This is a genomic window from Pusillimonas sp. SM2304 (genome assembly GCF_031628915.1).
GTDB lineage: Bacteria > Pseudomonadota > Gammaproteobacteria > Burkholderiales > Burkholderiaceae_B > Pusillimonas_C.
In genome coordinates, this window is sequence record NZ_JAVLUJ010000002.1 from 455,559 (window position 1) to 477,740 (window position 22,182).

The window sequence follows — 22,182 nt, forward strand, 5'->3', positions numbered from 1 at the left end:
TGCCCGGTTGCCCCGGGCATGTAAATTTACAATGACCAAATACGTATTTGTCACGGGAGGCGTCGTTTCCTCCCTGGGTAAGGGCATTGCTGCAGCCTCGCTTGCAGCCATTCTCGAGTCGCGGGGCCTGCGGGTCACCATGCTGAAACTCGACCCTTATATCAACGTCGACCCGGGCACCATGAGCCCCTTCCAGCATGGGGAAGTCTTCGTGACTGAAGACGGCGCCGAAACCGACCTTGACCTTGGCCACTACGAGCGCTTTATTTCCACGCGTATGCGCAAGGTCAACAATTTCACGACCGGGCAGATCTATGAATCGGTCCTGCGCAAAGAGCGCCGCGGCGATTACCTGGGCAAGACGGTGCAGGTGATTCCTCACATCACCAACGAAATCCAGGATTTCATCGCGCGGGGGGCCAAGTCGGCCTGGGATGGCGCCACGGATGTCGCCATTGTAGAAATCGGCGGCACGGTCGGCGATATCGAATCGCTGCCTTTCCTCGAGGCCGCCCGGCAAATGAGCTTGCGGCTGGGGCGCAACAATGCCGCCTTCGTGCATTTGACGCTGGTGCCGTTCATTGCCTCGGCCGGCGAGCTCAAGACCAAGCCCACCCAGCACTCCGTGCAGAAACTGCGCGAGATCGGGATTTATCCGAACGCGCTGCTGTGCCGTGCCGACCGGCCGGTGCCTGCCGACGAACGGGCCAAGATCTCGCTGTTTTCCAACGTGCCGCTGGACGCCGTCATTTCAGTCTGGGATGCGGACTCCATCTACAAGATTCCTTCCATGCTGCATCAGCAGGGCCTGGACAACCTGGTCTGCGACGCGCTGGGCATCACGCCGCCGCCCGCCGACCTGACCATGTGGGATCGCCTGGTCGATGCCATCGAGCATCCCGAGCACAATGTGCGCATCGGCATGGTCGGCAAGTACGTCGACCTGACCGAGTCGTACAAATCGCTCAGCGAAGCCCTGGTGCATGCGGGCATCCATACCCGGTCCTGCGTGTCCATCGAATACCTGGATTCCGAGGAAATCGAAGCGCAAGGCACTGATTGCCTGAAGGGGCTCGACGCCATCCTGGTGCCTGGCGGATTCGGCAAGCGCGGTACCGAAGGCAAAATCCAGGCCATCCGCTACGCACGTGAAAACGGTGTGCCTTATCTGGGCATCTGCCTGGGCATGCAACTGGCCGTTGTCGAGTTTGCACGCGACGTGGCAGGGCTGGGCGGCGCCAACAGTACTGAATTCGACCCCGCCGCCCCGCATCCCGTGGTGGCCCTGATTACCGAATGGCAGGATCGCGAAGGCAAGATCGAAAAGCGCGACGTCAATTCCGACCTGGGCGGCACCATGCGCAAGGGCGCGCAACGCTGCCCGGTCAAGCCGGGCACGCGTGCAAACGAGATCTACGGCAACGAAGTCAACGAGCGCCACCGCCATCGTTACGAAGTCAATAACGTCTACGTGCCGCGGCTGGAAGAGGCCGGCCTGGTGATCAGCGCGCGCACCCCAACCGAAAGCCTGCCCGAGATCATGGAGCTGCCCGACCATCCCTGGTTCATGGGCGTGCAGTTCCACCCTGAATTCACCTCGACCCCCCGCGATGGCCATCCGCTGTTTTCCAGCTATATCCGGGCGGCCATCGCGCATCAGGAGCGGCGTAAAGCGGCGGAATAAGGAGTTGTCATGAAACTATGCGGATTCGATGCGGGCCTGGCCCACCCCTTCTTCCTGATCGCCGGGCCCTGCGTGATCGAGTCGCGGCAGATGGCGTTCGATACGGCTGGCCGGCTCAAGGAGATCGCCGGGAAGCTGGGCATTCCCTTCATCTACAAAAGTTCATTCGACAAAGCCAACCGCAGTTCCGATCAGTCGTATCGCGGGCCGGGGCAAGACGAAGGCCTGCAGATTCTGGCCGATGTACGGGCCCAGTTGAAGGTGCCCGTACTGACCGACGTGCACACCACCGAGCAGATTGCCGATGTGGCCGCCGTGGTCGACGTCTTGCAGACGCCGGCCTTCCTGTGCCGGCAAACCGACTTCATCCACGCTTGTGCCGCCACGCTCAAGCCCGTCAACATCAAGAAGGGCCAGTTCCTGGCGCCGCACGATATGGCGCAGGTGGTGGCCAAGGCCCGCGCCGCCGCCATTGCGGCGGGCGGCGACGGGCACAACATCATGGTGTGCGAGCGGGGCGCTTCGTTCGGCTACAACAACCTGGTGTCCGATATGCGTTCATTGGCCATCATGCGTGAAACCAGTTGCCCGGTCGTCTTCGATGCCACCCATTCGGTGCAATTGCCCGGCGGGCAGGGGACCCGTTCGGGCGGGCAACGAGAATTCGTTCCCATCCTGGCGCGCGCCGCCATTGCGGTGGGCGTGGCCGGGGTGTTCATGGAAACCCATCCCAACCCCGATCAGGCGCTGTCCGACGGGCCCAACGCGGTGCCGCTGGATCAAATGGAAGGCCTGCTGGATTCATTGGTGAATATCGACCGTTATGTAAAAGGCAGCGGCGTACTGGCCTGATCCCAGGCGCCCGCAGCCTGTTTGCAAGACCGGATGGCTTGCACTAAAATAATTGTGATGTCAATGATTGACCCATCCAAAGATTAGCATGGCGCCCCCTATCGCTACGTCGTCCGCCGAAACGGGGCGTATTCTGTCTGTACGCCACTCGCTGCTGGCCATGCTTGGCCTGGCATTTGTCAGCATGATGGTGGCCGTCGACCAAACCGTGGTCGGCACGGCGCTGCCGACCATCGTGGCCGAGTTGAACGGCTTCGAGCTGTATGCCTGGGTTGCCAGTTCGTATTTGCTGACCTCGGTCATCACGATTCCCATTTTCGGGCGGCTTGGCGATTATTACGGCCGCAAGCCTTTTGTGGTGGCATCGGTCATTCTTTTCATGCTGGCCTCGGTGTTGTGCGGCGCGGCCAACAGCATGCTGCAATTGGTGCTGGCGCGCGCGCTGCAGGGCATAGCGGGCGGCATGCTGGTCGGCACCGCCTTCGCCTGCATTCCCGACCTGTTTCCCGATTCTCATGTGCGGCTGCGCTGGCAGGTGCTGCTGAGCAGCGCGTTCGGCATTGCCAATGCTTTTGGCCCGACGCTGGGCGGTTTTCTGACCCAATACATCGGCTGGCGTTCGGTGTTCTTCGTGAACCTGCCCATAGGCTTGATGAGCCTGTTCTTCCTGTGGCGCTATTTGCCGCGCATACGACAGGTTCAGGTCAGCCACATTCGCCTGGACTGGCAAGGCGCATTGCTGGTGGCGCTGGGTCTGGGCAGCCTGCAGTTTTTCGTCGAGCTGATGCCCAGGCAGGGCGCCAGCCTGTCCATGGTGCTGCTGGGCTGCTTCGCCGTCCTGGTCTTTGCCGTGCTGATCTTCTGGGAAAAGCGCTGCCCGCAACCCCTGCTGCCCATGGAAATGTTCCGGAACAAAAGCCTGGCCGCCTTGTTCTGCCTGTCGCTTTTTACCGGTTTCATCCTGTTTGCGTTGCTGTTCTATCTGCCGCTGCTGCTGCAGGGCGGGTTTGGCCGGACCCCGCAGCAGGTCGGCCTGTTGATCACGCCGCTGGTCGTGTGCATTACGCTGGGCAGCGTCACCAATGCGCGCATCATCATCCTGCTGTCCAAGCCCAACTACATGCTTTATGCCGGCTTCGCCCTGCAGGTCCTGGCCTGCATCGGCATGGTGACCGTGCATCAGAACACCCCTCAATGGCTGGTTGTGCTGTATATGATGCTGGCGGGCATGGGCCTGGGTTTCGTCATGCCCAACCTGACGGTTTTCGCGCAGGAAACCGCCGGCCGCGCCTTGTTGGGCATTTCAACGGCTATGCTGCAATCGGTACGGATGATAGGCGGCATGCTCGGCACCGCCGTGGTGGGCACGCTGGTCACGCACTATTATGTCGACGGGGTCCGGCAGACGGTGCCGCAAGGGCAGGGCACGTCGTGGATCGGCCTGCTGGAAGACCCGCAGGTTCTGGTCAATCAAGCCATTCAAAGCGATTTCATGGCCCGTCTGATGCGGCAGGGCCTGAATGGCGAGTCGTATATCGAGCTGGCGCGCATGTCGCTGGTGGCCGCGGTGCATTCGGGTTTGATGACGGCCCTGTTGATGGCCCTGATTGCGCTGTTCTGGGTGTACCGGGTGCCGGTCATCCGCTTTACCCGTACCGTGGGGGTAAAGCAAACCGTCACGCAGGCCTCTTCCAATGAATGAGTTTCCACAGTTACAGGCGATACAGCAGTTGGGGCGGACCTACCGCGCGCTGATGTCCGCGTTCGAAAGCAATATCGGGCATACCATGCCGCGCTGGCGCATACTGCTGACTTTGTATCAATCGGGGGAGCGTTCGCAGAAAGAGCTTGCCAGGGCGCTGCTGATCGATCCAGCCGCGTTGACGCGGCAAATCCAGGTGATCGAGCGCCAGGGCTGGATCGAGCGCCACAGCGATGCCAAGGACAACAGGCTGACCAATGTTGCGCTGACGGCGGCCGGGCGCGAGATTGTCGACGCGGCGCTGCCCCGGCGGGCGGCCTTCATTGAAAGGGCGTTCGGCGATTTGTCGCACGAGCAGATGGGGATGCTGAGCACGATGCTGCAGACGCTGGAGCATGGGTTGCAGCAGGCCGGCGCCGATCGGGCCGGGACGGCGGACGCAGCCGGCGAAACGTGATGGACGGAGTGCTTGGACCGCTGTCCGGCCGGTGACCGATTATAAAAATTCACATCTTTTGTCGGCAATGTAAGCCGCCTTCGGCGTAGCACGGGTACAATCGGGCGTTCGCGTTTGTTCTTGGCCGCTTAGCTTGCACAAGCGCTCAGGCCGCAGGGCCCCATTTTTTCCGCGTAACTTTACATTCAGGCAGGACAGTCAAAATCATGAGTGCAATCGTAGATATCATTGGACGCGAAATTCTGGATTCGCGTGGTAACCCGACCGTTGAATGTGATGTGTTGCTGGAATCGGGCGCCATGGGGCGCGCCGCCGTGCCCTCGGGGGCATCCACGGGCGCGCGCGAAGCCATCGAGCTGCGCGACGGCGATGCCGCACGCTATCTGGGCAAGGGCGTCCTGCGCGCCGTCGAGAACCTGAACACCGAGATCTCCGAGGCGCTCATGGGCCTGGACGCCCAAGAGCAGACCTTTGTCGACCGTACCCTGATCGACCTGGACGGTACCGAATCCAAAAGCCGCCTGGGCGCCAACGCCATCCTGGCCGCCAGCATGGCCGTGGCCCGCGCGGCAGCCGATGATTCGGGCCTGTCGCTGTATCGCTACTTTGGCGGCAGCGGCCCCATGCAGATGCCTGTGCCCATGATGAACGTCATCAATGGCGGCGCGCACGCCAACAACACGCTCGATCTGCAAGAATTCATGATTCTGCCTATCGGGGCAAGCAGCTTCCGCGAATCGCTGCGCATGGGCGCCGAGGTCTTTCACGCGCTCAAGGGCATTCTGCACAAGCAGGGCATGTCGACGGCGGTGGGCGACGAAGGCGGCTTTGCACCCAATGTGGCCAACCACGAGGCCGCCATCCAACTGATCCTGCAAGCCATTACCGAAGCGGGCTACGAGGCCGGATCGCAGATCGCGCTGGGCCTGGATTGCGCCAGTTCCGAGTTCTTCCGCGATGGTAAATACCATTTGGCCGGCGAGGGCGGCGTTTCGCTGACCTCGGCCGATTTTGCCAATCTGCTGGCCGGCTGGTGCGATAAATACCCCATCATCTCCATCGAGGACGGCATGTCCGAGAACGACTGGGAAGGCTGGAAGATCCTGTCCGAGCAACTGGGCAAGAAAGTGCAGTTGGTGGGTGATGACTTGTTCGTGACCAACACCAAGATACTGAAGCAGGGCATTGACCAGGGCATTGCGAATTCCATCCTGATCAAGATCAACCAGATCGGGACGCTGACTGAAACGTTTGCCGCCATCGAAATGGCCAAGCGGGCCGGTTATACCGCCGTCATATCGCATCGTTCGGGTGAAACCGAAGATTCCACCATCGCCGATATCGCGGTGGCCACCAACGCCATGCAGATCAAGACGGGCTCGCTGTCGCGCTCCGATCGCATGGCCAAATACAACCAGTTGCTCCGCATCGAAGAAGAGCTTGCCGAAGTGGCCTCGTATCCGGGCCGCGACGCGTTCTACAACTTGCGCTAGCCAAGCAGCCCGGCTTTGCCGGGTTGTTTTTCTTGTGAAACATGCGACTGCTATTCATTGTCCTGGCTTTGCTGACTGTGATTACCCAGTACCCGCTATGGTGGGGGAAGGGTGGATGGTTGCGTGTGCAGGAGCTTCAACGGAAGGTCGCCAGTCAGCAGGAAACAAACGAGGCGCTGCTGGCCCGCAATAATGCGCTGCAGGCGGAGGTTCAGGATCTCAAGTCGGGAACTGCCGCGATTGAGGAGCGCGCGCGCGCGGAGCTGGGCATGATCAAAGAGGGCGAGGTCTATGTCCAGATTCTTGCGCCGCATGAGCGGGAACCGCAAATCAAGACGCCTGATGTGCCTAAGCGGGGGGGGCATTGAGGGATTTGGGGCGATCTGGGTTTTTTAAGGCGGCCTGCCGGGTGCTGGCGGGGCGGTCGTGCTCCCGTGCCCCGGTCCTGCTGCGCAGGACTGCCCGCGTCAATCCTGACTGGCCGGGCGTGCGCAGAACTCGCGCCATCGGGCCGGTGGCCCGAAAACTGGCGCTCAGACAACTGCGCCCTTGCATCCCGGCCAGCCAGGATTGACGCGGCGTGGCCCGAAGTCGCCCTCCCACCCCGCCAGCACCCGGCAGGCCTCATAATAAATAGAATTGGCACCTTGCTTTGCTTGTCATGTCGTGTGATGGATGGGCATGGGTGGTGTTGTGCGCTGAACGCTGTCGTGCAGGGTTTGGTTCTTTACTGTCTGTCGTGGGGGATGGCATGGGTGCGATGCCTGTACTAAGCGACTGCAGCCTGAATGCAGCCGGACTCACTCGTGCAGGGTTCGCTCTTTGCTACCTGTCATGACGGGTGGCTTGGGCACCTGCTCAGAAGTCAAACAGTCCAGAAGTCACACAGTCAGCATGTACCCACGTTTGAGACCATGCAATGCAGGGCATTTCCGCCCAAATGCCCTGTGCGTCGAGCCATGCGCTTCAAACCATGGACGCTCTATCAAGACGCCATGGCACAGCGACGGGTTCAGTCCAATCGCCGAGTGCAGTCCCATCGATGGGTTCAGCCAATCAGCCGCTTTACAGGGCTGTCCGGTTGACCGGGGTGGAGGGCGGTTTTCGGAGGCGCCGGGTTTTGCCCGTGGCCAAGGGTGCAAGACCGCGGCTGTCTGAGTGCGCGCTTTCGGGCCACTGGCCCGAGCGCACGAGTTCCGCGGACGCCCTGGCTGCGGGCAAAACCCGGGAAGTTCTGACCGAAGGGCAGAACCGTCTTCGACTAGCCCGATGCCCCGGTCAACCGGACAGCCCGTGTTCAAAGACCTGAACAACCCATGCGCCAAAGGCCCACGATCTAGGCGGGCTCGCAACATACAGCCACCCCACAGGCTGGATCATCAGCCGGCACGGTCAAGCCATTGCCTGGGTGGGAGGGCATGGGTTCGGGGTAAGAGACTGGCCCCGGGAGCGGCTTGCCGGGTGTCCAGGCAGGCTCGCCCGGGGCGCCAGAGCCTGCGGCGGGCGGCGTTGGCCGGGCCATGCTTTGCATGCCACGGCACCATAGGCCTGTGCACGGCGGCTGCGTGGCCGAGGGGCTGGCCGATCGGCTTGGCGCTGATCCGGGCCGGACAAGGCTGCCGTCTTCCGGCATAGGCCAAAGTACCGGGTGGGACTGCATGGACAGGCTGATTTCACGGCTTATGGGCAAATAGCCGCGTGCCATGGCATGTTGGCCGTATGATCCGTTTTCCTTGCCCAGCAGCCGCATCAGGCCTTTCATGCCCGGTACGACCGGTTCATGTAAATAGGTCAGGCGCAGCACCAGCGTATTGGCCTGGTAGATGGACACCCTGGATGCGGGCCCCAGTCCGCCGGGCCAGCCCTGGTTGCGGCGGCGCTGGTCCTGTTCGAACTGGTAATCATTGTTGATGGTTGGAAGGCGGTCGTGGCGGGCATGGCTGAGCGCCGGATCGGCGAAGTCGTTGAAGGCTGGCGGGGGCGGCGACAGGATTTGAATCTGCCATGCAGCGGCGCCGGTGTCGCGGCGGCGCTGCAGGAAGGCGGCTCCCTGATTCTGCCAAGCGCTGGCGCCGCGGCTGGCCGGAAAGAGCGGCAGCAGCGCCTGTTCGAACGCCGTGGCGATGGCCTGGGGCTTGGCGTGGCTAGTGGCGCCTGCGCGGCCGGCCTCCAGCAAGGCCAGGCTGGCAGCCTGCCGGGTCAGGAGCCATTGCGCCACGTCGATGCCGCCAAGCGCCATCAGCATGATGGGGATGGCGATGATGGAAAATTCGATCAGGCTGGCGCCGCGCTGGCGGACGGTGGAAAGGACGGGCGGCATGGGCATAGTGTGCCCATGGGTGTGTTGCCCGTCGATTGTGGATACTGCTTACGCCGCTGAACTCAATGGATGGAATCATCCGCCTCGTGCGCGGCGCCCGGATTGTCGGTGAACAGGCTGGCGCAATCGACGGCGTCGAACTGATAGGGCTTGCCGCAGAAGTTGCAGAGAATGTCGATGTGCTGGCGTTCGCTGAGAATGTCTTCGATTTCGTGGCGCCCGAGCGCACGCAGCATGTTGGCCACGCGTTCGCGGCTGCACGGACAGTACCAGCGCACATCCTGGGGGTCGAATGCGATCAGGTCTTCTTCCCAGAAAAGCCGATGGATCAGGGTGTCGGTGTCGAGCGCCAGCAGCTCGTTGCCGTCCAGGGTGGCAGCCAGGTGGTTGATCCGTTGCCAGGTTTCCTCAAGCGTGTCTTGCCCGGCGGTTGCGATGCCGCCGTGAGCGGGCAGGCGCTGCAGCAGGAGTCCCGCTGTGTGCAGGCCATCCGAGCCCAGCCACAAACGCGTCTCCAGTTGCTCGGAGTCGCGCATATACGATTCCAGCACTTGGGCGACCGATGCGCCTTCCAGCGGAATAACGCCCTGGTAGGGCTTGAGGTCGCTATTGTTCTTGCTGGGATCCAGAATGACGATAAACCGGCCTGCGCCCTGGCTGTTGAGCAGCGATTGCAGTGTGCCGCCGGCAGGGATGTCATGGCCTTCGCGCAGGCTCACCGTGGCGCGTATGGACAGGTCGGTGGTGCACTCGACCACGATCAGGGCAATGGGGCCGTCGCCCTGCAGTTGCAGGACCAGGGAGCCATCGAATTTGATATTGGACGACAGCAGGATGGCTGCCGACACCAGTTCGCCCAGCAGTTGCTGTACGCAATCGGGATAATGCTGGTGGGCCAGGCCGGTTTGCCAGGCGTCTGTCAGCCTGACGGCCTGAACACGTGTGCTGTGGTCGGGCAACAGGTACTTTTTGAGTTGATCAGTCATAGGCGGATTTTAGCCTATGCACGCCCTGGGCAGAATGGCGCCGGCAGCGCCTGCGCATTACCCTTTGGCTTTGCGCTGCTGTTCACGCGCCCGCAGAATGTGGCGGCGGATTTTACCGGTGCTGGTCATGGGCAGGCTGTCGACGAATTCGATTTCGCGCGGCATCTGGTAAGGCGCGAGGCGGTTTTTGACGTGCTCCTGCAACTCGGCCTGGAGTTCGCCGCCGGGGCCGTGCTGAGCGCCGGGCGCCAGTACGACATAGGCTTTGATCAGGGTGCCGCGCGTGGCATCCGGCGTGGGAACAACGGCGGCATTGGCGACCGCATCATGACGCAGCAGGCAGTCTTCGATTTCCCCGGGGCCTATCCGGTAGCCTGAGCTTTTGAAGATGTCGTCGCTGCGTCCCGCATACCAGTAATAGCCGTCCTCGTCGATGGAAGCCAGATCGCCGGTCAAGCACCAATCACCCTTGAACTTGGCCTGTGTGGCGGCCTCGTTGCGCCAGTAGCCCAGGAACAGTACGGGGTCGGTGTCGCCATGGATGTCGTAGCGGTTCAGGGCAATCTCGCCGACGGTGCCTGGCGGGCAAGGCTTGCCGTGGCCGTCCAGGACGGCAAGCCGGTGCCCGGGATAAGGCCTGCCGATGCTGCCCGGCTTAGCGGGCCATTTTTTATGGCTGTTACCTATGACGTAGTTCATTTCGGTCTGGCCGAACATTTCGTTGGGGGTGATGCCCAGGGCTTGCTGGCACCACTCGAAGGCGACCGTGCCCACGCTTTCACCGGCGGCCATGATGGCGCGCAGCGACAACTGATAGTGTTCGCGCGGCGCGGGCACTTCCTGCATCATCAGTTTCAGCGCGGTTGGAAAAAGAAAGGTGTTGGTGACCTGGTAGCGCTGCATGATCTCGAAGGCGCGGCCCGGCGAGAAGCGCCCTTGCGTGCCCACAATGGCATGGCCGAAATAAAGCGTGGGCAGGAGCGCATCCATCAGCCCGCCCGTCCAGGTCCAGTCCGCCGGGCTCCAGAAGACATCGCCTTTCTGGGGAAACCAGTTCTGCGAGGCGACGAAGCCGGGCAGATTGCCGATCAGCGCATGATGCGCCAGCAAGGCCCCCTTCGGCGCGCCGGTTGTCCCCGAGGTATAAAGGAGCAGGGCCGGGCTGCTGGATTTGGTGGGAAGGGTCTTGAAACTGGTGGGCTGGCGCGCCAGCAGGGAACGCCAGGGGATGATGGCTTCGTGCTGGAAATCCAGGCCGATGATCTGGGTCAGGGCCGGGCACTGGGGCTGGGCTTGCAGCAGGTCGGCCGCGGTGCTTGCATCGACGATGGCCACCCGGGCTTCGGCGTCCCGCAGCCGTGTGGCAAGGCCGTCGGCGCCGAACAAGGCCGACAGGGGCAGGGCGACGGCCCCCACGCTGAAGATGGCGGCATAGGCGGCCACCGATTCGGGCCGCTGCCCCATGATCAGGGCGATGCGGTCGCCGGGCAGCACGCCCATTTTGATCAGGCCGTTGGCCAGTTGGTTGGCGGTTTCCGACAGACGGGAATACGTCCAGACCTCGCGCTGGCCCAATTCGTTTTCATGAAAGATGGCGATGCGCCGCCCTTCGAGCGGGTTCTCGGCCCAGCGATGCACACACGCTTGCGCGATGTTGAATTGAGAGGGGACAAACCACTGGTAAGACGGGTACAGCTCCGAGTATTGGTCGTTCATTGTCTTTTGGATTCAACTGGGCAAGTAGGGAGCGCAAGCTCTTTTTACCCCGAAGCATGAACGACAAGCCGGTTCTGTGCAATCCCTACGTTTCAGAAAGACAATGACACTAGGGTTTATACGGAGCGGTTTATACGGAGCGCGGCTCAGGGCCTCTGGACATCGATGAGCCGGGTTTTTGCAAGGCGGTCGTGCAGGAACTGCTGTTGCGGATCGAACCAGGTCCAGATGAACACGGTAAACGGCGCGAAGACAATGAGCAGGTCGGTGGAGCTATAGCCAGTCGTGCGCGAGGCCGTCAACACCAGCAGCGCCGCCAGCAAGGGAACCGGCCAGCTCAGCACATAGCGCAAGACCAGGGTGCCCAGGCCGGGCGTGCGGCCGTCTGTGCCGACCAGCCTGATATTCCAGGTCTTCATGGGCAGGGTTTGCCCACGCTTGCGCCAGCACAGCACGAAGTATGCGCCGATGGCCAGGAACAGGACCGCTTGGCGGCCATGCCGGAACATCAAGCCGCTGCGGCTTTGGGTCAACGTGTCGAATAGGTAGCTGGCCAGGAAAACCACGCCGAACAGCAGGACGCCTTCGTACATCATGCAGGCGAAAAGGCGCCAGCGGCTGGGTGGGCGGGCGGAGTCGATGGGGTCTGCTTGTTGCATTGCAATAGGCCGGTATGAAGTCAATGGGCGCTATTATCCCGCACTTTTCACTTGGAAGCAGGCATAAAAAAAGCCGCTATACGCGGCTTGCTGCGCGGACCGGCCGCGCAAGGCTGCCCGCTGGGGCAGCCCGGAGGAGAAAGCTTAGCTGGCGGACTCGACGACCGTGCGGGCAGGCGCCTGGACGCGGTCAGCGGCGGCAAACAGCTTTGCAAACAGCCTTTTGAGCGATTCGACGGGTTTGAAACGGAACTGCTCTTCGATGGCTTGCATCATCAGTTGACGTTCGAGTTCGTCGGTTAAACGGGTTTCTTTGCCTACGTTGATCATCACTTAGCCTCTTAGCATGAAATTGAACGTTTCGTTCAAGGGTTAACCCTATTATAAGGGTTAACCCGATATAAACGCAAATTTCATGTTGCATTGCGGCGAAGTGTTGCCCGGATGCTACTTTTTCTCTTTCCTGTAGCCGGCTTGCACCATTTCAAAGCTGAACAGGCGGCAGTCCAGCGCCCCATTGTGCAGGGGGTAGCGGCGCAACGGTTTCAGGCGCAATTGACGAGGCAGGTCCAGGTCGCTGGAAATCACACTGACTTGCCAGCCGCTGTACTGCTGCTTCAGGTTTTGCGCCCAGGCGCTCCATAGTTCCGTGTCATCGCTGGGCAGCCGCTCGCCATAAGGGGGATTGGTGACCAGCCATCCGCTTGCCGCGGGCGGGGGTACCGAACGGGCGTCGCCGACTTCGAAGCGTATGGAATCGGGGGTGAGCCAGGCGCGCTCCAGGTTGGCCTTGGCGGCCTCGATCGCGCGGGGATCCAGGTCGTAGCCGACAATAGGGCTGTCGAGCTGGGTGGCGATGTGCGAACGCGCTTCATCTTTGATGTCGCGCCAATGCCGCGCATCGTGGTTGCGCAGGCGCTCGAAACCGAAAGGGCGCCAGATGCCCGCCGGGACGCCCAGTGCGATCCAGGCTGCTTCAATAAGAATGGTGCCGCTGCCGCAGAATGGGTCCAGCAAAGCCTGGGACGGGTCCCAGCCCGATAGCGCCAGCAGGCCGGCGGCCAGATTCTCGCGCAGCGGGGCCTCGCCTTTTTCCAGGCGCCAGCCGCGCTTGAACAGGGATTCGCCCGAGGTATCCAGGTAGAGTGTGGCGCTGTCTTCGCTCAGGAACAGGTGCACGCGGGCATCGGGGCGCACGGTGTCGATATCGGGGCGGGCTCCTTCGCGCTCGCGCAGGCGGTCGCAGATGCCGTCTTTGGCGCGCAGGTTGCAGTATTGCAGGCTTTGCATGGGGCTGCGTATGGCAGAGGTATCCACGCGCAGTGTCTGCTCTGCGCCGAACCAGCGCTCCCAGGGCGTCTGCCGGGCCAATTCAAGAATATCGTCTTCGTGCCGCACGGGGCCGTGGGCGACCTGTACCAGCACGCGCGTGGCCAGCCGGGAATACAGATTGGCCCGCAGTATGCCGGTCCAGTCAGTATGGAAGCGGCATCCGGCGCGCGCAGGCTCGGCATCGCCGAAGCCCAATGCCTGCATTTCTTCCGCCAGCGCTTCTTCCAGTCCTTGGGGGCAGGGGGTGAATACGGGAAATATTTCCGTCCGGGCCGGACGGCGCGGCTGGCGCCTGGCGATGCGGGGCCTGTCGGCGCCGGGCTCATCCATGGCCGTGGGGGCGCCGTCGTGGACCTGCGCGTCGCGAGGCGCTGCTGCGGCGGTTTTCGCTTTGCGGCCGCCATCCGGTGTTTGCGCAGGCTCGCCCGCCGATCGGCCAGGGCGTTCCGGCGTAACGCCGGCGCCGGCATGCTGTTTGCTTCGTTCGCGTTCGAGCTGGGCGACTTGGCGGGCGCGTCCGCCGGCGCGCTTGCGGCGCTCGCCGGCGCCGGTCGCTTCAGCGGCGGCTTTCTTTTTCAGCGTCAGGGTCTTGCCCGGTTTGGTGTCTGTCATGATGGGGTGAACTTAAAAGGGCCGTACAACGACCAGGGCAATGACAATCAGCAGCAGGAGCACGGGCACTTCGTTGAACCATCGGTAGTAACGGTGGCTGCGCGTATTGCGGCCTTGTTCAAAACGCTTGAGCATGCGGCCACAGGCCAGATGGTAGATCACGAGCAGCGCGACGGCGGCCAGCTTGGCATGCATCCAGCCCTGGCCCGCGCCCAGGCCGTAGCCCAGGAACAGCCACAAGCCGAACGCCAGCGCCAGCACGGCCAGCGGCGTCATGAAGCGGTACAGGCGGCGCGCCATGCCCAGCAGCGTTGCCGTGGTGGCGGCATCGGTGGCGAGTGCCAGGTTGACATAGATGCGCGGCAGGTAGAACAGGCCTGCGAACCACGAGGTGACGAACAGGATGTGCAGGGTTTTGATCCAGAGCATGGGAATGTCGCCTAGCCCCGCAGTTGGCCATCGCCGGCCAGCACCCATTTCAAGGTCGTCAGCCCTTCCAGGCCGACGGGCCCCCGGGCATGCAGCCGGTTGGTGGAAATGCCGATTTCGGCGCCCAGCCCGTATTCGAACCCGTCGGCAAAGCAAGTGGGCAGGTTCACATACACCGAGCTGGAATCGACCTCGCGCTGGAAGCGGTTGGCGGCGTGCAGGTTCTCGGTCACGATCGCTTCAGTATGCTCGGAGCTGTAGCGGGCGATGTGGTCCATGGCTTCATCCAGGCTGTCGACGATGCGCACCGCCAGGATGGGGGCCAGGTATTCGGTTTCCCAGTCCTCTTCGGTGGCGGGCAGGGCTTGCGGCAGCAGCGCCCGCGTGCGCTCGCAGCCGCGCAGCTCCACGCCTTTGTCGCCCAGCGTCTTGCCCAGGCGCGGCAGGATCTGGCCGGCGATGCCGGCATGGACCAGCAGGGTTTCCATGGTGCCGCAAACGCCATAGCGGTAGGTTTTTGCGTTGACGGCAATGTCGTGCGCCTTGTCCAGGTCGGCGGCTGCATCGATATAGACATGGCAGTTGCCGTCCAGGTGCTTGAGCAGGGGCACCTTGGCTTCTTCGGCCAGGCGGGCGATCAGCCCTTTGCCGCCGCGCGGCACAATGACGTCGATATAGTCCGTCAAGGTGACCAATTGACCGACCGCGGCGCGGTCGGTGGTGCCCACCACCTGCACGGCGGTGGCGGGAAGGCCTGCGTCGACCAGGCCCTGCCCGATGATGGCGCCCAGCGCCACGTTGGAATGAAAGGCTTCGCTGCCGCCGCGCAGTATGGTGGCATTGCCTGATTTCAAGCACAGGGCGGCGGCATCGATGGTGACGTTGGGCCGGGATTCATAGATGATGCCGATGACGCCCAGCGGGACACGCATCTGGGCAACGCGCATGCCGTTGGGCCGCGTGGTGCTGGCCGTCAGGCTGCCGACGGGATCAGGCATGTCAGCGATCTGGCGCAAGCCTTCGGCCATCGTGGCCAGCGCTTTGTCGGACAGGCTCAGGCGATCCAGCAGCGCGGGCGCGAGCCCGTTTTTTTCAGCCGCGGCAAGATCCTTGGCGTTCTCTGCCTGAAGCGCTTTTTTCTGGGTTTCCAGGCGCAGGGCCATGGCGCGCAGGGCCTGCGCCTTGGCTTGCCCCGATGCGTTGCGCATCAAGCGGGCGGCGGCGCGGGCCTGCCGGCCCAGCAGGACGATATCGGAAACGGAGGTGTCGGCGTCAGAGTCTGCGAGTTGTGTCATGGCGATGTCAATCAAGTATGGCTGGCTTAGGGGAATTATCCCAGTAATCGGGCCGCTAAGCGAAAGTGATGCGCGCTGTTCAAGTTTGTGCGGGTCTTCTGGCCAAGGCAATGCGCAGGGCCAGGCGTCCCAGTTCTTCCCAAGGGTCGTCCAGCCGGCCCGGCACCTTCAACCCTTTGATCAGCCGGTCGATGTCGTGCGCATGCTGTACGGCTGCGGGCCAGGCCTGTTGCGGCAGCCTGCCCAGTGTCTGCCGCAGCAGGTGCTCGCGCGGCCCGAAGACGCGCTGGCGCCGCATCTCGGCCTGCATGTCGCCGCCCGCCGCCTGTGCGGCGGCCAGGCGCGCCAGCACACGGACTTCCTCGCCCACGGCCCACAGCACCAGCGGCAGGGCTTCCCCTTCGGCGCGCAGCCCCGACAGCATGGCAAGGGCTTTGGCGGCGTTGCCGGCCAGCATGGCGTCGCGCAGGCCGAAGACATCGTAGCGCGCCACGTTCAGGACGGCACGCTCGACATCGGGGCCGCTGATCTTGCCGGGCGGATACAGCAGCCCCAGCTTCTGCACCTCTTGATGGGCCGCCAGAAGATTGCCCTCGACCTTGTCGGCCATCCATTCCAGCGTGGCCGTGTCCAGTTGCTGGTCCTGGCGGGCCAGCCGGTGTGCGATCCAGCGCGGCAGCGCCGCCCGTTCTATGCTGGCCACTTCGATGGCGGTGCCGGCGTCGAACAGGCCCTGTGCCCATTTGGTGTTGCGGGTGGTTTTATCCAGCCGCGGCAGGTTGACCATGACCAGGGTGTCGGCCAGCGCGCCCGACTCTGCCATGCCGGCCAGTTTGAGCAAGGTTTCAGCTCCGGTCTTGCCCGGCTTGCCGGTTGGAATGGACAAGTCGACCAGGCGGCGGTCGCCAAACAGGGAAACATTTTGCGTGGCGCCGATGACGGCGGACCAGTCGCCGCGCGCATCCAGCGTCAGGCTGACCCGCTCGGTGTAGCCGGCCTGCGCGGCAGCGGCCCGCAAAGCGTCGCTGGCTTCGATGATCAGCAGGGGTTCGTCGCCCGATACGACATACAGGGTATCGAGGGTGGGCGGTGGCGTCTTCTTGAGCAGGCTTGAAAGACTGTCGGCGTCCAGGCGGCGTCCCATGGCGGCTCAGTACAGTCCGGCATCCGGATCGATCTGCGGCGCGCTCAAGGAGGAAGGCGAGTCCAGGCCGGTTTCCGGCATCGGCACCGTTGCGTCGGGGGCGGGCGCCACATCGGCCTCCAGGGCGCTTTCGTCCACCGGCAGTGTCGCCGCGTTTTCAAAGGCCTCGGTGACTTCGGGAGCGGACAGGCGGCGGACGATCTGGTCGATCAGCGATTGCCGCATTTCTCGGAATACCATGGCGATTTCGCCCCCCTTGGCCTGTACGGCTGTTGCGTCGTAGGGGAGTTCGCGGGTTGAATGCAGGGTGGTGGGAGGCAGCACCACGTGTCCCTTGTCATCGGTCAGCTGGAAGATGAACTCCAGGTTCAGTTCATATTCTTCAACCTGTCCTTCCGCGTCGATGGAGAGTTCGCGCAACGATTGCTTGTTGAGCAGTTGCGTGAGCCTGGCCTGGGCTTGCATGGGCTCGTCGACGAAACGGGTGCCCGGCGAACTGGCGACGATGGCTCTGCGCAGACCTGATCCGAACTCCGAGTTTTCGGCGATATTGGTATACAGGGTGCTGAACGGGAGCGGCGCTACGCCTTTCATGCGGAAGCCGCAGGCGGCCAGGAACAGGCACAGTGCTATGCAGGCAAGCCCGCGCGCGCATTGCTGCGGCGTCCAGGTGGAAAACACGGGCTTGGGCATAGGCGTGTGCATGCTTGATTTTATCCGACAATATTGACGAGTTTGCCCGGAACGACAATGATGCGCTTGGGCGGCCTGCCTTCCAGGAAGCGGATGGCGGCTTCGTGGCCGGCGGCCATATGTTCGATTTGCGCTTTGTCGGCGCTGCTGGCGACCCGAAGGGAACCGCGCAGCTTGCCGTTGACCTGCAGCACGAGCTCGACCTCGTCGGCAATCAGCGCGGCCTCGTCAACGGCAGGCCAGGGGGCGTCGAGCAGGTCGCCATGGGCCTGATCGTAGCCCAGGTCTTGCCAAAGCCGCCAGGTAATGTGGGGCACTACCGGGTAGAGCACGCGCAGAAGAATCGAAGCGGTTTCGGCCAGTGCGGCCTTGGCGTCCGGCGTGTCGGGCAGGGTGGCGGATTCCAGCGCATTCAGCATCTTCATGCTGGTGGATACAACGGTGTTGTACTGGATGCGCTGGTAATCGTAATCGGCCATCTTCAGCAGCGTATGGATCTCGCGGCGCAAGTCTTTGGATGCATCGTCGGCGCCGGCCCAGTCGGTCGCGGCTGCAAGGCCTTGCTGGATGGCGTCCCGGTGGTTATAGCAGAACGACCACAGGCGCCGCAGATAGCGGTTGGCGCCTTCCACGCCCGAGTCGGACCATTCCAGCGTTTGCTCGGGGGGGCTGGCGAACATGACGAACAGGCGTGCGGTGTCGGCGCCCATGGAATCGATCAGCGACTGCGGATCAACGCCATTGTTCTTGGACTTCGACATGGTGCCGATGCCGCCGTACTGCACGGGCGTGCCGTCTGCAATCAGCTTGGCGCCGGTAATGGCCCCTTTGGGGTCATACAGATTTTCGACCTCTTCGGGCCAGAAATACTCGATGCCGCCCTGCGCGTTCTTGCGCGAATAGATGTGGTTGAGCACCATGCCCTGGCACAGCAGCTTGGTGAAGGGTTCATCGAACTTGAGCAAGCCCAGGTCGCGCATGACCCGCGTCCAGAACCGGGCGTACAGCAGGTGCAGCACGGCGTGTTCGATGCCGCCGATGTACTGGTCCATGGGCATCCAGTAATCGTTGCGTTCGTCGACCATGGCCGCATCGTTATCGGGCGAGGTATAGCGCATGAAATACCAGGACGAATCCACAAAGGTATCCATGGTGTCGGTTTCGCGCCGCGCCGCTGTGCCGCATTTGGGGCATTGGCACGAAAGAAAGGCCTCGTGCTTGGCCAGCGGATTGCCGCTGCCGTCGGGAATCAGGTCGTCGGGCAGCACCACGGGCAAGTCTTTTTCCGGGACGGGCACCGGCCCGCAGTCGGGGCAGTGAATGATGGGGATGGGCGTGCCCCAATAGCGCTGGCGCGATATGCCCCAGTCGCGCAGGCGCCAGGTGGTTTGCTTTTCGCCCAGGCCTTTGGCGGCCAGGTCGGCGGCAACGGCGTCGACAGCCTGCGCATGGGACAAGCCATTGTAAGAGCCCGAATTGATGGTTTGCCCTTGCTGCTTGTCGCCGTACCAGTCCTGCCATTGTTCGGTGGAATAGGTCTTGCCTTGAACGCCGATGACGTCCTGGATGGGCAGGCCATACTTGCGGGCGAAGGCAAAGTCGCGTTCATCGTGGCCTGGAACGCCCATGACGGCGCCGTCGCCATAGCTCATCAGCACGTAGTTGCCGACCCAGACTTGAACAGGTTCACCCGTGATAGGGTGGGTGACCGACAGGCCGGTGGGCAGGCCTTCTTTTTCGCGGGCGGCCATCTCGGCTTCGGTGGTGCCGCCCTGCTTGCAGGATTCGATGAAGGCCGCCAGTTCGGGATTGCCCTGGGCGGCATGCGCGGCCAAGGGGTGCTCGGGCGCGACCGCGCAAAATGTGACGCCCATGATGGTGTCGGCGCGTGTGGTGAAGACATACATGCGGCCGTCCTGGATGAGCTGGCCGTCACGGTCTTTGATGTCGTGCGTGAAGGCGAAACGCACGCCTTCGCTTTTGCCTATCCAGTTTTCCTGCATCAGGCGCACGCGTTCCGGCCAGCCCGGCAGGCCGTCCTTGACGTGGCCCAGCAGTTCTTCCGCGTAATCGGTGATGCGCAGGTAGTAGCCCGGGATTTCGCGTTTTTCAACCAAGGCTCCCGAACGCCATCCGCGGCCGTCGATCACCTGCTCGTTGGCCAGCACGGTCTGGTCGACCGGATCCCAGTTGACGACTTGGGTCTTGCGGTAGGCAATGCCTTTTTCCAGCATCTTCAGGAACAGCCACTGGTTCCATTTGTAATACTTGGGATCGCAGGCGCACATTTCGCGCGACCAGTCGATGGCCAGGCCCATCGCCTGCATCTGCTTCTTCATGTAGGCGATGTTGTCGTATGTCCATTTGGCGGGCGGGACTTGCGACTTGATGGCGGCGTTCTCGGCCGGCATGCCGAAAGCGTCCCATCCCATGGGCATGAGCACATTGAATCCGCGCATGCGGAGCTGGCGCGCCATCATGTCGTTGATGGTGTAGTTGCGCACGTGGCCCATATGCAGCTTGCCGCTGGGATAGGGCAGCATTGAACACGCATAGAACTTGGGCTTGCTGGAGCCGTCAGCCGCCTTGGCATGTTCTGTGACGCGATACGCGTCGCGCGCCTGCCAGTTTTCGTGTGAGGCTTTTTCGACGTCGTTGGGGCTGTAGCGTTCCTGCATGAGATCCGGTGTTCTTAAAGAGGTTGTGCAAACCATGCATTATAAGATGCAATAAAAAAACCCTGCCGGAGCAGGGTTTTACAAGAAGCGGCGCGTGCGCGCGGATATCCGGCGGGGCTGGCCGGCATTCATGCGTCGGGCAAGCGCCTTGTCAAACCCATTACTTGAGCTTGATTTCCTTGTAATCAACGTGCTTGCGAGCGACGGGATCAAATTTCTTGATCAGCATTTTCTCGGGCATGTTGCGTTTGTTCTTGGTGGTCGTGTAGAAGTGACCGGTGCCGGCAGTGGATTCGAGTTTGATTTTCTCGCGGATGCCTTTGGTTGCCATGTTGAGCTCCTGAAGTTAGATCGATGGCGCGGCGTTACGCCAGCTCGCCACGGGCGCGCAGGTCGGCCAGAACGGAATCGATGCCGTTCTTGTCGATGGTGCGCAGCGCACTGGTCGAAACGCGCAGGCGAATCCAGCGGTTTTCGCTTTCAACCCAGAAACGGCGCGATTGCAAGTTAGGTAAAAAGCGACGCTTGGTTTTGTTGTTTGCGTGCGAAACATTGTTGCCCACCATTGGGCCTTTGCCGGTAACTTGGCATACGCGTGCCATGGTCATACCCCTTCAATTGTGTCGTGTGCTTAAAAAAACATGCAAGGCGAAAAATGTGAACTTACCGCTATGGCCGCAAGGCCTTTGCCGTAAATTGCCGCAAAGCATGCCCTGGCAAAGCATATACCAGGCCGGACATAAGCCGGAAAAGCCTTGTATTCTAATATGAAATGGGCGCTTTGATCAAGCGGCTTTAAGCGCCATGCGGCCAAACAGCCACGACAGACAGGCGCACAGGGCCAGCAGGCCGGTCAAAGGCAAGGGGGTTGGCGATTGCCAGGCGCTGACGGCCAGCCCCGCGCTTGCGCCGCATATCATCTGCAAGGTTCCCATCATGGCCGATGCCACGCCCAGGCGGTTGCCCTGTTCCCTGAGCGCCAGCGCCGCCGCGTTGGGGTTGACGAAGCCCTGGCTGGCCATGAAGCCCAACAGGCAAAGCATCAGCCAGGCCAGGGTCAGCGCATGGGTCAGCGTCAGGGCCACGCCGATCAGCGTCATGCCGGCCAGCGTCATTTGCGCGGTACGCAGCAAGGCTTCGGGCGCATGGCGGTTGAGCAGGCGCGCGCTGACTTGCGACGCGACGATGAGCGCCGCCGCGTTGGCGCCGAACAGCAGGCCGAAGTAACGCGGATCGACCTGGTAGATATCAATGAAGACACGCGGCGAACCGGCAATATAGGCGAACATGCCCGCCGAGCCGAACCCGCCTGCAAGCGTATAGCACATGAAGCGCTTGTGGCGCAGCAGGGCCAGGTAGTTGCGGGCGATGATGCCGATGCCCAGGGGAATGACTTTGTCGGGGTTGAGCGTTTCGCGCATGGTCAGGGCGACGGCGGCCAGCAGCATGGCGCCGCATGCGGCCATGATGGCGAATACGCCGCGCCAACTGCCAAACACAAGCACTTGCCCGCCCAGGATAGGGGCGAGTATGGGGGTTACGCCCATGACCAGCATCAGCAGCGAGAGCGCCTTGGAGGCGTCGCGGGTGTCGAAGTTGTCGCGGATGACCGCCCGGGGGATGACGATGCCGGCCGCACCGCCAAAGGCCTGGGCGATGCGCCAGGCCGTCAGGTGTTCGATGTTATCGGTGAAGCCGCAGCCTATCGAGGCGATCGTGAAAATGGCCAGGCCCAGCATCAGGGGCTTCTTGCGCCCGTAGCGGTCGGCGAATGGACCATAGAAAATCTGGGCCATGGCCAGCCCGAACAGATAGCTGGCCAGCGTGCGTTCGACTTGCCCTGCCGTGGCGCCCAGGCCCTGCGCGATGGCGGGAAAGGCCGGCAGATACATATCGATGGCCAGCGGGCCGATGGCCGTCAGTAGCCCCATAAGGATCAACCAGCGCGGAATGACGGTCAGGGTGGTCTGGGAGGAGGGCATGTAAGCGAGTGTTGCGGCTTGGCCGCAACAGGGCGCCGAACGTGTTTCTATATAGTAGTATCGACGTCATCTTAGCATGCTTGGATAGTGGCAATTTCCCTGCGCGGAAAACTATGGCACTATTTTCCTCAAAGGTTTTATCACTTAT

The 22,182-nt window shown here is 62.3% G+C and carries 20 protein-coding genes; 6 read left to right on the plus strand and 14 right to left on the minus strand.

The window, feature by feature from the left end; all coding sequences use genetic code 11:
* Window positions 1-31 precede the first annotated feature (31 nt).
* The 6 genes from RE432_RS11115 (at window position 32) to ftsB (ending at window position 6,556) form a co-directional block, all read left to right on the plus strand.
* Window positions 32-1,684: a CTP synthase gene (locus RE432_RS11115; RefSeq protein WP_310933475.1), complete on the plus strand. Its 1,653-nt coding sequence runs from the start codon at window positions 32-34 to the stop codon at window positions 1,682-1,684.
* 9 nt (window positions 1,685-1,693) lie between these two features.
* Window positions 1,694-2,536, plus strand: a complete 843-nt coding sequence (gene kdsA, locus RE432_RS11120) for a 3-deoxy-8-phosphooctulonate synthase (RefSeq protein WP_310933476.1) — start codon at window positions 1,694-1,696, stop codon at window positions 2,534-2,536.
* Between the two features lie 88 nt (window positions 2,537-2,624).
* Window positions 2,625-4,238, plus strand: coding sequence for an MFS transporter (locus tag RE432_RS11125; protein WP_310933477.1), 1,614 nt, complete (start codon window positions 2,625-2,627; stop codon window positions 4,236-4,238).
* On the plus strand, window positions 4,231-4,695 hold the full coding sequence (locus RE432_RS11130; RefSeq protein ID WP_310933478.1) for a MarR family winged helix-turn-helix transcriptional regulator: 465 nt from the start codon (window positions 4,231-4,233) through the stop codon (window positions 4,693-4,695). The genes RE432_RS11125 and RE432_RS11130 overlap by 8 nt, the downstream gene beginning before the upstream one ends.
* Before the next feature lie 206 nt (window positions 4,696-4,901).
* Complete coding sequence (eno, locus tag RE432_RS11135; protein WP_310933479.1) at window positions 4,902-6,188, plus strand: phosphopyruvate hydratase; 1,287 nt, start codon at window positions 4,902-4,904, stop codon at window positions 6,186-6,188.
* Between the two features lie 41 nt (window positions 6,189-6,229).
* On the plus strand, window positions 6,230-6,556 hold the full coding sequence (gene ftsB / locus RE432_RS11140) for a cell division protein FtsB (protein ID WP_310933480.1): 327 nt from the start codon (window positions 6,230-6,232) through the stop codon (window positions 6,554-6,556).
* A 968-nt stretch (window positions 6,557-7,524) separates the two neighbouring features.
* Here the strand turns inward: ftsB and RE432_RS11145 are convergent.
* From RE432_RS11145 to RE432_RS11210, 14 genes are all read right to left on the minus strand, one after another.
* Window positions 7,525-8,508, minus strand: a complete 984-nt coding sequence (locus RE432_RS11145) for a TadE/TadG family type IV pilus assembly protein (RefSeq protein WP_310933481.1) — start codon at window positions 8,506-8,508, stop codon at window positions 7,525-7,527.
* Window positions 8,509-8,570: 62 nt separating this feature from the next.
* The gene (locus tag RE432_RS11150; RefSeq protein ID WP_310933482.1) at window positions 8,571-9,494 is read right to left on the minus strand and encodes an Hsp33 family molecular chaperone HslO; all 924 of its coding nucleotides are present in this window, start codon (window positions 9,492-9,494) and stop codon (window positions 8,571-8,573) included.
* 57 nt (window positions 9,495-9,551) lie between these two features.
* Window positions 9,552-11,210, minus strand: coding sequence for an AMP-binding protein (locus tag RE432_RS11155; RefSeq protein WP_310933483.1), 1,659 nt, complete (start codon window positions 11,208-11,210; stop codon window positions 9,552-9,554).
* Window positions 11,211-11,356: 146 nt separating this feature from the next.
* Complete coding sequence (locus tag RE432_RS11160; protein ID WP_310933484.1) at window positions 11,357-11,869, minus strand: RDD family protein; 513 nt, start codon at window positions 11,867-11,869, stop codon at window positions 11,357-11,359.
* Between the two features lie 144 nt (window positions 11,870-12,013).
* Window positions 12,014-12,199, minus strand: coding sequence for a hypothetical protein (locus RE432_RS11165; protein WP_310933485.1), 186 nt, complete (start codon window positions 12,197-12,199; stop codon window positions 12,014-12,016).
* A gap of 117 nt (window positions 12,200-12,316) precedes the next feature.
* The gene (locus tag RE432_RS11170) at window positions 12,317-13,816 is read right to left on the minus strand and encodes a class I SAM-dependent RNA methyltransferase (protein ID WP_409079868.1); all 1,500 of its coding nucleotides are present in this window, start codon (window positions 13,814-13,816) and stop codon (window positions 12,317-12,319) included.
* Window positions 13,817-13,825: 9 nt separating this feature from the next.
* Window positions 13,826-14,242, minus strand: a complete 417-nt coding sequence (locus tag RE432_RS11175; protein WP_310933487.1) for a CopD family protein — start codon at window positions 14,240-14,242, stop codon at window positions 13,826-13,828.
* An 11-nt stretch (window positions 14,243-14,253) separates the two neighbouring features.
* Complete coding sequence (locus tag RE432_RS11180; RefSeq protein ID WP_310933488.1) at window positions 14,254-15,537, minus strand: glutamate-5-semialdehyde dehydrogenase; 1,284 nt, start codon at window positions 15,535-15,537, stop codon at window positions 14,254-14,256.
* 79 nt (window positions 15,538-15,616) lie between these two features.
* Window positions 15,617-16,681: a DNA polymerase III subunit delta gene (gene holA / locus RE432_RS11185; RefSeq protein ID WP_310933489.1), complete on the minus strand. Its 1,065-nt coding sequence runs from the start codon at window positions 16,679-16,681 to the stop codon at window positions 15,617-15,619.
* A 6-nt stretch (window positions 16,682-16,687) separates the two neighbouring features.
* Window positions 16,688-17,386, minus strand: a complete 699-nt coding sequence (lptE, locus tag RE432_RS11190) for an LPS assembly lipoprotein LptE (RefSeq protein ID WP_310933490.1) — start codon at window positions 17,384-17,386, stop codon at window positions 16,688-16,690.
* An 8-nt stretch (window positions 17,387-17,394) separates the two neighbouring features.
* Window positions 17,395-20,052: a leucine--tRNA ligase gene (gene leuS / locus RE432_RS11195; RefSeq protein ID WP_310933491.1), complete on the minus strand. Its 2,658-nt coding sequence runs from the start codon at window positions 20,050-20,052 to the stop codon at window positions 17,395-17,397.
* A gap of 160 nt (window positions 20,053-20,212) precedes the next feature.
* Entirely contained in the window at window positions 20,213-20,383 is a 171-nt protein-coding gene (rpmG, locus tag RE432_RS11200) for a 50S ribosomal protein L33 (RefSeq protein WP_310933492.1), read from the minus strand.
* A gap of 34 nt (window positions 20,384-20,417) precedes the next feature.
* A complete protein-coding gene (gene rpmB, locus RE432_RS11205) occupies window positions 20,418-20,654 on the minus strand; it encodes a 50S ribosomal protein L28 (protein WP_310934211.1) in 237 nt (78 codons plus the stop codon).
* 183 nt (window positions 20,655-20,837) lie between these two features.
* A complete protein-coding gene (locus tag RE432_RS11210) occupies window positions 20,838-22,034 on the minus strand; it encodes a Bcr/CflA family multidrug efflux MFS transporter (RefSeq protein WP_310933493.1) in 1,197 nt (398 codons plus the stop codon).
* Window positions 22,035-22,182 lie beyond the last annotated feature (148 nt).

Coding starts and splice junctions, on each gene's coding strand:
- RE432_RS11115 (WP_310933475.1), top strand. CDS start 32: ATGACCAAATACGTATTTGTCACGGGAGGCGTCGTTTCCTCCCTGGGT.
- kdsA (WP_310933476.1), top strand. CDS start 1,694: ATGAAACTATGCGGATTCGATGCGGGCCTGGCCCACCCCTTCTTCCTG.
- RE432_RS11125 (WP_310933477.1), top strand. CDS start 2,625: ATGGCGCCCCCTATCGCTACGTCGTCCGCCGAAACGGGGCGTATTCTG.
- RE432_RS11130 (WP_310933478.1), top strand. CDS start 4,231: ATGAATGAGTTTCCACAGTTACAGGCGATACAGCAGTTGGGGCGGACC.
- eno (WP_310933479.1), top strand. CDS start 4,902: ATGAGTGCAATCGTAGATATCATTGGACGCGAAATTCTGGATTCGCGT.
- ftsB (WP_310933480.1), top strand. CDS start 6,230: ATGCGACTGCTATTCATTGTCCTGGCTTTGCTGACTGTGATTACCCAG.
- RE432_RS11145 (WP_310933481.1), bottom strand. CDS start 8,508: ATGCCGCCCGTCCTTTCCACCGTCCGCCAGCGCGGCGCCAGCCTGATC.
- RE432_RS11150 (WP_310933482.1), bottom strand. CDS start 9,494: ATGACTGATCAACTCAAAAAGTACCTGTTGCCCGACCACAGCACACGT.
- RE432_RS11155 (WP_310933483.1), bottom strand. CDS start 11,210: ATGAACGACCAATACTCGGAGCTGTACCCGTCTTACCAGTGGTTTGTC.
- RE432_RS11160 (WP_310933484.1), bottom strand. CDS start 11,869: ATGCAACAAGCAGACCCCATCGACTCCGCCCGCCCACCCAGCCGCTGG.
- RE432_RS11165 (WP_310933485.1), bottom strand. CDS start 12,199: ATGATCAACGTAGGCAAAGAAACCCGTTTAACCGACGAACTCGAACGT.
- RE432_RS11175 (WP_310933487.1), bottom strand. CDS start 14,242: ATGCTCTGGATCAAAACCCTGCACATCCTGTTCGTCACCTCGTGGTTC.
- RE432_RS11180 (WP_310933488.1), bottom strand. CDS start 15,537: ATGACACAACTCGCAGACTCTGACGCCGACACCTCCGTTTCCGATATC.
- holA (WP_310933489.1), bottom strand. CDS start 16,681: ATGGGACGCCGCCTGGACGCCGACAGTCTTTCAAGCCTGCTCAAGAAG.
- lptE (WP_310933490.1), bottom strand. CDS start 17,386: ATGCACACGCCTATGCCCAAGCCCGTGTTTTCCACCTGGACGCCGCAG.
- leuS (WP_310933491.1), bottom strand. CDS start 20,052: ATGCAGGAACGCTACAGCCCCAACGACGTCGAAAAAGCCTCACACGAA.
- rpmG (WP_310933492.1), bottom strand. CDS start 20,383: ATGGCAACCAAAGGCATCCGCGAGAAAATCAAACTCGAATCCACTGCC.
- rpmB (WP_310934211.1), bottom strand. CDS start 20,654: ATGGCACGCGTATGCCAAGTTACCGGCAAAGGCCCAATGGTGGGCAAC.
- RE432_RS11210 (WP_310933493.1), bottom strand. CDS start 22,034: ATGCCCTCCTCCCAGACCACCCTGACCGTCATTCCGCGCTGGTTGATC.